The organism is Aminobacter sp. P4_D5 (assembly GCF_056401815.1).
In genome coordinates this window covers 1-8278 of record NZ_JBFUIP010000212.1, presented here as the reverse complement: position 1 = coordinate 8278, position 8278 = coordinate 1, and the positions used below count along the sequence as shown (strand labels likewise).

The 8278-nt window shown below is 61.3% G+C and carries 10 protein-coding genes and 1 pseudogene; 9 read left to right on the top strand and 2 right to left on the bottom strand.

The window, feature by feature from the left end:
• Positions 1 to 624: acyl-CoA dehydrogenase family protein (locus AC1DWF_RS28105; RefSeq protein WP_476842320.1), on the top strand; the 624-nt coding region annotated here is incomplete at its 5' end.
• 170 nt (positions 625 to 794) lie between these two features.
• Entirely contained in the window at positions 795 to 1367 is a 573-nt protein-coding gene (locus AC1DWF_RS28100; RefSeq protein ID WP_476842319.1) for a cupin domain-containing protein, read from the top strand.
• A 52-nt stretch (positions 1368 to 1419) separates the two neighbouring features.
• On the opposite strand, the gene AC1DWF_RS28095 is transcribed toward AC1DWF_RS28100, so the two are convergent.
• Positions 1420 to 2535, bottom strand: coding sequence for a mandelate racemase/muconate lactonizing enzyme family protein (locus AC1DWF_RS28095; protein WP_476788991.1), 1116 nt, complete (start codon positions 2533 to 2535; stop codon positions 1420 to 1422).
• Between the two features lie 153 nt (positions 2536 to 2688).
• Between AC1DWF_RS28095 and AC1DWF_RS28090 the strand changes: the two genes are divergently transcribed.
• The 6 genes from AC1DWF_RS28090 to AC1DWF_RS28065 all read left to right on the top strand — a co-directional run bounded on the left by AC1DWF_RS28090 (position 2689) and on the right by AC1DWF_RS28065 (position 7856).
• On the top strand, positions 2689 to 3876 hold the full coding sequence (locus AC1DWF_RS28090; protein ID WP_476788990.1) for a glycine C-acetyltransferase: 1188 nt from the start codon (positions 2689 to 2691) through the stop codon (positions 3874 to 3876).
• Between the two features lie 54 nt (positions 3877 to 3930).
• The gene (gene tdh, locus AC1DWF_RS28085; protein WP_476784085.1) at positions 3931 to 4965 is read left to right on the top strand and encodes an L-threonine 3-dehydrogenase; all 1035 of its coding nucleotides are present in this window, start codon (positions 3931 to 3933) and stop codon (positions 4963 to 4965) included.
• Positions 4966 to 5070: 105 nt separating this feature from the next.
• Positions 5071 to 5574, top strand: coding sequence for an HPP family protein (locus tag AC1DWF_RS28080; protein WP_476784084.1), 504 nt, complete (start codon positions 5071 to 5073; stop codon positions 5572 to 5574).
• 112 nt (positions 5575 to 5686) lie between these two features.
• Entirely contained in the window at positions 5687 to 6604 is a 918-nt protein-coding gene (locus AC1DWF_RS28075) for an MBL fold metallo-hydrolase (RefSeq protein WP_476784083.1), read from the top strand.
• A complete protein-coding gene (locus tag AC1DWF_RS28070; RefSeq protein WP_476784082.1) occupies positions 6570 to 7313 on the top strand; it encodes a fumarylacetoacetate hydrolase family protein in 744 nt (247 codons plus the stop codon). Before AC1DWF_RS28075 ends, AC1DWF_RS28070 begins: the two co-directional genes overlap by 35 nt.
• Positions 7314 to 7319: 6 nt before the next feature.
• Positions 7320 to 7856, top strand: a complete 537-nt coding sequence (locus AC1DWF_RS28065; RefSeq protein WP_476784081.1) for a DinB family protein — start codon at positions 7320 to 7322, stop codon at positions 7854 to 7856.
• Here AC1DWF_RS28065 and AC1DWF_RS28060 read toward each other — a convergent pair.
• Positions 7853 to 8107: a type II toxin-antitoxin system VapC family toxin gene (locus AC1DWF_RS28060; protein WP_476804449.1), complete on the bottom strand. Its 255-nt coding sequence runs from the start codon at positions 8105 to 8107 to the stop codon at positions 7853 to 7855. The two genes, AC1DWF_RS28065 and AC1DWF_RS28060, sit on opposite strands and share 4 nt — an antisense overlap.
• A gap of 62 nt (positions 8108 to 8169) precedes the next feature.
• On the opposite strand from AC1DWF_RS28060, the pseudogene AC1DWF_RS28055 reads away from it, so the two are divergent.
• Positions 8170 to 8278 (top strand): annotated as a pseudogene (locus AC1DWF_RS28055) (tyrosine-type recombinase/integrase); the annotation flags it as partial.

Genomic DNA, 8278 nt, shown 5'->3' with positions numbered 1-8278 from the left:
CATGACAACCAGATCCGCGGCTTTGTGCTGGAAAAGGGCATGAAGGGGCTTTCGGCACCGAAGATCGGCGGCAAGCTGTCGCTGCGCGCTTCGATCACCGGCGAGATCGTCATGGAAGGCGTCGAAGTCGGCGAAGACGCGCTGCTGCCGAATGTCTCCGGGCTGAAGGGGCCGTTTGGTTGCCTCAACCGCGCCCGCTACGGCATTTCCTGGGGCGTCTTGGGCGCTGCCGAAGATTGCTGGCACCGCGCTCGCCAGTATGGCCTCGACCGCAAGCAGTTCAACAAGCCGCTGGCCGGAACGCAGCTCTACCAGAAGAAGCTCGCCGACATGCAAACCGAGATCGCTCTTGGCCTGCAGGGTTCGTTGCGCGTGGGCCGTCTCATGGATGAACACAAGTTCGCGCCTGAGATGATTTCGCTGGTCAAGCGCAACAATTGCGGCAAGGCGCTCGACATCGCCCGCCAGGCCCGCGACATGCATGGCGGCAACGGCATCCAGATCGGCTACCACGTGATGCGCCACGCGCAGAACCTGGAGACGGTCAACACCTATGAGGGCACGCATGACGTGCACGCGCTGATCCTCGGTCGGGCACAGACCGGTCTGCAGGCGTTCTTCTAAGCCTCAAGGGCAATGGTTCACTTCTATGGCGGTCGCGGGTTCATCTCGCGGCCGCTTTTATTTGCAGGCAAGTTTGTTGACTGATTTGCGCATGGCTTTCGATTTTAAGTTTAGTTAGTTCGAGTATGCTTCGAAGGAGGCGCGAATTGTTTCATGGTTTTGAAACAGTCGTGACCGTTCCCGACCTCAAACGGTTACATCTCGCCGATAATTCCCGACTTGCCCGGCAGTTTCGCCGGCTGCGAGGAGAGGGGATTTTGTCGGTGAACGCCCAGGCCAAGGTTGAGAGTGCCAGCCAGATTTTGTGGTTTGGCGACAATCTGATGACGATCCGTGTTCCCGCCTGTGCGGGGAACGACCAGATCAGCATCATTGAATGCCGAATGCCGCAGGGCGAAACGACGCCGCTTCACGTCAATCTCTGCGAAGACGAGATCATCCACATTCTCGAAGGCACGATGCGCTTTCGCGTCGATGGCAAGGTTTTTCTCGCCCATGCCGGGCAGACCGTCATGGCGCCCAAGGGAATTCCACACACATTCCGCGTCGAATCGACCGATGGCGCGACGTGCCTGATCGTCACCCAGGGTGGCGACTTCGAGCAGATGGTCCGTCAGATGAGCTTGCCGGCGCCGTCGGCAGCCCTGCCGCCCAAGGCAGAGCGGACGCCAGAGAGTGCCAAGCGCTTCTTCGATACCTGCGCGAAAAACAACATCCAGGTCATCGGCGCACCGCTACCATAGCGCCGATGCTGGGCTGGACGGGTGCGGGGGCGTGTCCGTCCAGCCATCCCTTTCATGATTTGATGGCGAATATTGGCGCGCCGAATTTCGCCGGGTTGACATCCAGGCCAAGGCCTGGTCCGCCGGGCAGGCTCATCAAGCCGTCGGCAATGGCAAATTCGCCGAGCGCGTTCGGCACTGTCACCCAGTTGTGGAAGTCGACAGTGTGCTGCCTGAGCCCCTCCGGCGTCGACAACAGCAGGCCCGAATAGGCCGCCGTGTCGATCTGCGCGCCGCCAGTGTCTTCGATCGTGACCTTGAGGTTCTTGGCAATCGCTATGTCACGCAGAAGCTTGGCCTTGGTCAGCCCGCCGACGCGCGCCAGCTTGATGGTGATGCCATCGACAAGGCCGTCAGATATGGCGCGCAGCAGCACGTCCACACTGTCGATCGTCTCGTCGAGCACCAGCGGCCGGTCGGTGGCGCGGCGAATGGCGAGGTTTTCCTCGTAGCTCGCGCAGGGCTGCTCGAGCGTGTAGTCGAGCGCCTGCGTCGCCAATAGGAAGCGGCGGGTCTCGGCTGTGCCCCAGCTTGCATTGGCGTCGCAGAACAATACTGTGTCGTTCGGCACCGCCGCCCGCACCGCTTCCAGCCGTGCAATGTCGTCGTTGACATCGAGCCCGACCTTGACCTGCAGGCGGCGGTAGCCCTCGGCGATGTATTTTTGCGCCCGTGTCGCCATCGCGTCGGGCGATTGCTGGGCGATCGAGCGGTAGAGCGCGAGTTGTGTGCCTTCCGCACCGCCGCTCATAGCGGCAAGCGACAGGCCAGAGCGTTTGCCCGCAATATCCCACAGCGCCATGTCGAGCGCCGATTTCGCATAGGGGTGGCCCTTGAGCAGAAGATCCATGCGCCGGTTCAACGCCTCGATGCCGGAGGCGTCACAGCCGAGCAGTTGCGGTGCCAGTTCCCGCATCGCCTCGCGCGCGCCGGCGGCAAAGGCGGGATCGTAGAAGCTGCCAAGCGGCGCCATCTCGCCATAGCCGCTGATGCCGTCGCGGCTGGTGATCTCGACGATTGTCGAATCAAAACCTTCAGCACTTCGCCCGCCTGAGCAACGGTAGGTGCCGTCGCGAAACGGCTGCCATTGGCGGAAGATGCGTATGCTTGAAATCGTAGCGTCGGTCATGCTGTCCCCAAGCCGGTAGTGTGCGAAATTGGATGAAGCTTAGCGCGTTGGCTTCGCTGTCGAAGCGAGGGAAGCGGCGAGCGGCCAAGTCGCATTTGTGATAGCGTCGTGGCAAGCTTCGCCCGATTTTCCGCGGCAGCAGGGAGCGTACATATGAACGGCAATTTCCTTTCTCACATCGCCTCGGAACTGGAAGGGCTGAAGTCGGCTGGCCTCTACAAGTCCGAGCGAGTCATCACGTCGACGCAGAGCGCCGAGATCGAGGTCGGCGGCGAAAAGGTGCTGAACTTCTGCGCCAACAACTATCTCGGCCTCGCCGATAGCCATGATCTGCGCGACGCCGCCAAGAAGGCGCTCGACCGTTACGGCTACGGCATGGCTTCGGTGCGCTTCATCTGCGGCACGCAGGAAGAACACAAGGAACTGGAGGCAAAGCTGTCCGCATTCCTCGGCATGGAGGACACGATCCTTTATTCCTCATGCTTCGACGCTAATGCCGGTCTGTTTGAAACGCTGCTTTCGGAAGAAGACGCCATCATTTCCGATGCGTTGAACCACGCCTCGATCATCGACGGCGTGCGCTTGTCCAAGGCCAAGCGCTTCCGCTACGCCAACAACGACATGGCAGCGCTCGAAGAGGAATTGAAGAAAGCCGAGGGCAGCCGCTTCAAGCTGATCGCTACTGATGGTGTGTTCTCCATGGACGGCATCATCGCCAACCTCCAAGGCGTTTGCGATCTCGCCGAAAAATACGGGGCGATGGTGATGGTCGACGACAGTCATGCTGTCGGCTTCGTCGGCAAGAATGGTCGCGGCACGCCAGAGCATTGCGGCGTCGAAGGCCGTGTCGATATCATCACCGGCACGCTGGGCAAGGCGCTGGGGGGCGCATCCGGCGGCTATACCAGTGGCAAGCGCGACGTCGTCGACTGGCTGCGCCAGCGCTCGCGGCCATACCTGTTTTCCAACACGCTTGCCCCTTCCATCGCCGGGGCCTCGATCAAGGTGCTGGACATGATCGGCGAGGGCGGGGCTTTGCGCGAAAAGCTCTATGCCAATGCCGAGCGTTTCCGCTCCGGCATGGGCAAGCTCGGCTTCACGCTCGCCGGTGCCAATCATCCGATCGTCCCAGTCATGCTGGGCGATGCGACGCTTGCCCAGGAGATGGCGGCGCGGATGCTGAAGCGCGGCATCTATGTCATCGGCTTTTCGTTCCCGGTGGTGCCCAAGGGCCAGGCACGTATCCGTACCCAGATGTCGGCGGCGCATTCGACAGCCGACATAGATCGCGCGGTAGCGGCTTTTGGTGAAGTCGGTCGCGAGTTGGGCGTCATTTCATAAAGTGCCAGAATTGCCAAAAGCGATTCTGGATCAAGCGATTCCGAGGACAACACAATGTCGAACATGATGCGCGCACTGGTGAAGGCGAAGGCCGAACCGGGTATCTGGATGGAAGAAGTGCCAGTGCCTGAGATCGGCCCCAACGACGTGCTGATCAAGGTCAGGAAATCGGCGATCTGCGGCACTGATGTCCACATCTACAATTGGGATCAATGGGCGCAAAAGACGGTGCCTGTGCCGATGGTCACCGGCCATGAGTTCGTCGGCACGATCGCCGATTTCGGCGCTGGCGTGACCGATTACAAGGTGGGCCAACGCGTGTCGGGCGAGGGACATATCGTTTGCGGCCACTGCCGCAACTGCCGTGCTGGGCGCGGGCATCTGTGCCGCAATACGCTTGGCGTCGGCGTCAATCGGCCGGGTTCCTTCGCCGAATATGTCGCGATCCCCCAGCACAATGTCGTGCCCATTCCCGATGATGTTCCGGACGAGATCGCCGCGATCTTCGATCCGCTCGGCAACGCCGTACACACCGCCCTGTCATTCGACCTCGTTGGCGAGGACGTGCTGGTGACGGGCGCCGGACCCATCGGCATCATGGGCGCGCTGGTCGCCCAATGCGTGGGCGCACGCAAGGTCGTCATCACCGACATCAATCCTGTGCGTCTCGCGTTGGCAAAGAAGCTCGGCGTCCATCACGTCGTCGATGCCTCCAAGGAGAAGCTGCGCGACGTCATGCGCGACGAGGGCATGACCGAAGGCTTCGACATTGGCCTTGAGATGTCGGGCTCTGCTGTCGCCTTCCGCGACATGATCGACACCATGAACAATGGCGGCAAGATTGCTATCCTGGGCATCGCGCCTACAGGTTTCGAGATCGACTGGAACAAGGTGATCTTCAAGATGCTGCATCTCAAGGGCATCTATGGCCGCGAGATGTTCGAGACTTGGTACAAGATGATTGCGCTCGTCCAGGGACCACTCGACGTCACCGGTCTCATCACCCACCGCATCGGCATCGACGATTATCAGGCCGGTTTTGACGCCATGCGCACCGGCAATTCGGGCAAGGTCGTCATGGATTGGTGATCTAAGGAAAGTTTTTTCACTCCAAGGCGAATTTTTCGAACAAAGCCACGTTGCCAGCCGAAGTTGCTGTTGCTATCGAAACAGGCCCTTCGGCTGGAAACGACGATGCGCCGTCACATACGCACCCTTACCGCCCGGCATGAGCCGAAAGGACAGATGCTCTCGCACGTCAAGTCGGGATCGGGCGCCGTTGTCGGTCTGGCGGCGGTGGGTGGGCTTGCTTCGGTGACCGGCCTGCCGATGCTGATCGCCCCCTTGGGTGCGACGGCGGTGCTCTTGTTCGGCCAGCCGGCCAGTCCGTTGGCGCAACCAATCAACATTTTCGCCGGCTATTTCATTGCCACGCTAGTTGGCGTTGCCGCTGCGATGGCATTCCCCGGTCTGTGGGAGGTGTCGGCTGTGGCGGTCGGCGTTTCGATCGCCCTGATGCTGATGTTCCGCGTCACGCATCCGCCTGCGGGGGCAATCCCGCTTGTTGCAACAGCCACGCCCTATCAGGGTAGTACGCTGTTCATCGTGGTGCTGTTGAGCTGTATCAGCCTGCTGCTGCTGGCGCTGATCCATCACTGGATCCCGCCGCGCGCGCAATATCCGCGCCGCGTCGATTGACGCTTTGACCTTGCCTCGGTCGTTGCCGGCGCTCTAGCTTGGGCGCAGGCGTGAAGAGGTGCGGCATGAAACTTGAAGTTCAAATCGCGGCTGTTTGCTGGGGCACGTGCGCATGAGCGGCCGTCTCGTGCTGCTCGGCACCAAGGGTGGCCCGGCCATCCGGCCCGGCGGACCCTGGCCGACATCAACACTGCTGGAACTCGGTGGGCGCACCGTCGTCGTCGATTGCGGGCTGGGCGTGACGCGCGGTTTGACCGACGCGGGCCTGAGCCTCAAGTCACTCGACCTGATCTTCGTCACTCACCTTCATTCCGATCATGTGCTGGAACTAGGGCCGCTGATACACACCGCCTGGACGGCCGGGCTTGCGACGCCAGTCAGGCTGTTCGGCCCTGTCGGCTTGAATCGATACTGGCAAAAATTCGTGCAAGCGCTTGAATTCGACATCGAAACCCGGGTCGACGATGAAGGCCGCCCCGACCTGCGCCAGATGGTCGAGGTCGTGGAGTTCGGCGAAGGTGAGGTATTGCGCGACGGCGCATTGAACGTCACAGCCTTGCGCGTCGACCACCCGCCAGTGACCGAGTGTTTTGCCCTCCGCTTCGAGTACTCGGGCACAACCGTCGTCTTTTCCGCCGACACCGCCTTGTTCCCGCCGCTGGCCGAGTTTGCGCGTGGTGCCGACATCCTGCTTCACGAGGCGATGCTGGAACAAGGCGTCGAGCGACTGGTCGCCCGCACTGGCAACGGTGCGCGGCTGAAGGAGCATTTGATGGCAAGTCACAGCCTGGCTGGCGAAGCGGGGACCATCGCCGCATGCGCCGGGGTCGGGCGGTTGGTGCTCAACCACCTCATTCCGGCCGACGATCCGGATATCGGCGAGGCTGAATGGATCGAGGCTGTCAGGAAAACATGGAATGGTCCCTTGACGATCGGCCGCGACGGGCTTGTTGTGGTGATCGAGGACGATACCGTCCGAACTCAGGAGGACCCGCATGAAACTGGCGACGCTGAAGAACGGTTCGCGTGACGGAAAACTGGTCATCGTCTCGCGCGACCTGACGCGATACACCGATGCCTCTTTCCTGGCACTGAGCCTGCAGGCAGCGCTCGACGACTGGCGCAGGATTTCTCCGCACCTCGCGGCACTGGCTGAATCGCTCGAGGTTGGTTCGGTGCCATCGTCGCGATTCCATGAGCATGATGCACATTCACCTCTGCCGCGCGCCTATCAGCGCCTGGGTGGGGGCGATGCTTTCGCCGGCCCGCGCGATCCGCTCGAACTTGCCGGCAAGATGCGCGATGCCAAGGTCGAGGCGGCTGTATCCGTGATCGTCTCTGATGTTGCCATGGCCGCGACATCGGAGAATGCGAAGGACGCGATCGCCCTTGTCGTGCTGTCCGCCGACACGGTGCTGGATGGCGGCCAGGCCGGTACATCTGTCTTGTCGCCTGTCGCGGTCACGCCGGACGAATTGGGCGACGCCTGGGACGGAGCCGTGCACCTGCCGCTGCTTGTCGGTGGACGAAGCGTCACTTCCGTCTGGACCAGCTTTCCGAAACTGATCGCGGACGCTTCAGCCACCCGGCCGATCGGCACCGGTGCCATCGTCAGGGGCGCGGTCGAGACGCTCTCGGTTTCGCTCGGTGACACGCTGCGCGTCGAGATGAAGGGCAAGGACGGCCATTCGATCTTCGGTGCCATCGAGCGGCAAGTGGGACGGTTCGAACCGGCCTGAGTAGCCATGGACATGGCCAGCCATTTTCGCCGCATGGCGCGGAACAATCTGTGGTCCAACGACCGCATCTACCGCGCTGTGCAGGCCTTGCAGCCAGGCGAATTCGACGCTGAGCGCACCAGCTTCTTTCCTTCGCTCAAGGAGACGCTGAACCACATCCTGTCAGTCGACATCTTTTATCTCGACATGATTGAGGAAGGGGGCGAGGGACAAAAAGTGTTCGATCGTTTCGTCGAGTTCGACGATGCGGCCGAACTCGCCAAGGCGCAGGCGGATTTCGACCGGCAACTGGTGGCTTACTGCGACCGTTTCAGCGAGGCCGATCTCGACAGGCAGGTGCTATCGGATCGTGGCAAGGCCGGGCAGATCCCCGAGCGCATCGGCGATTTGCTCACGCATCTGTTCCTGCATGAAATCCACCATCGCGGGCAGGTGCATGCGATGCTGTCGGGCACGTCGGTTGCGCCACCTCCGCTCGACGAATTCTTCTTGGACTATGATCTGCGTTTCCGCGGGGAAGAGGTCGAGCGGCTCAAGCTTTAAGCGAGCGCCACGTCGTAGCGTGCAAACAGTGGATCTGCGGTGAGGATCGACAGGTTCTCGATTTGCGCCTGCGCGATCAGCAGCCGGTCGAATGGGTCTCCGTGGTGGCGAGGCAATTCTGCCACTCTTTGGGCGTGCTCGATGGTGATGGCAAGCGGCGTAAACTGCATCCTAGAGCGTTTCTGATCTTGCCTGAATCGGGGGATTGAACGAAGCCGCTGACGCGGCATTTGGTGCGCGGGTTTGCGGATGACGCTTCTGTTTTGAAGGATTGCGGCTGTTGAAGCGCAATCTTGAGAACAGGAGTTTTGAGATGGCCGAGATGAGCCCTCTGCGCCGTCGGATGATCGAGGACATGACGGTCCGCAATCTGTCGCCGGCAACGCAACGATCCTACATCCACGCCGTGGCGAAGTTTTCCC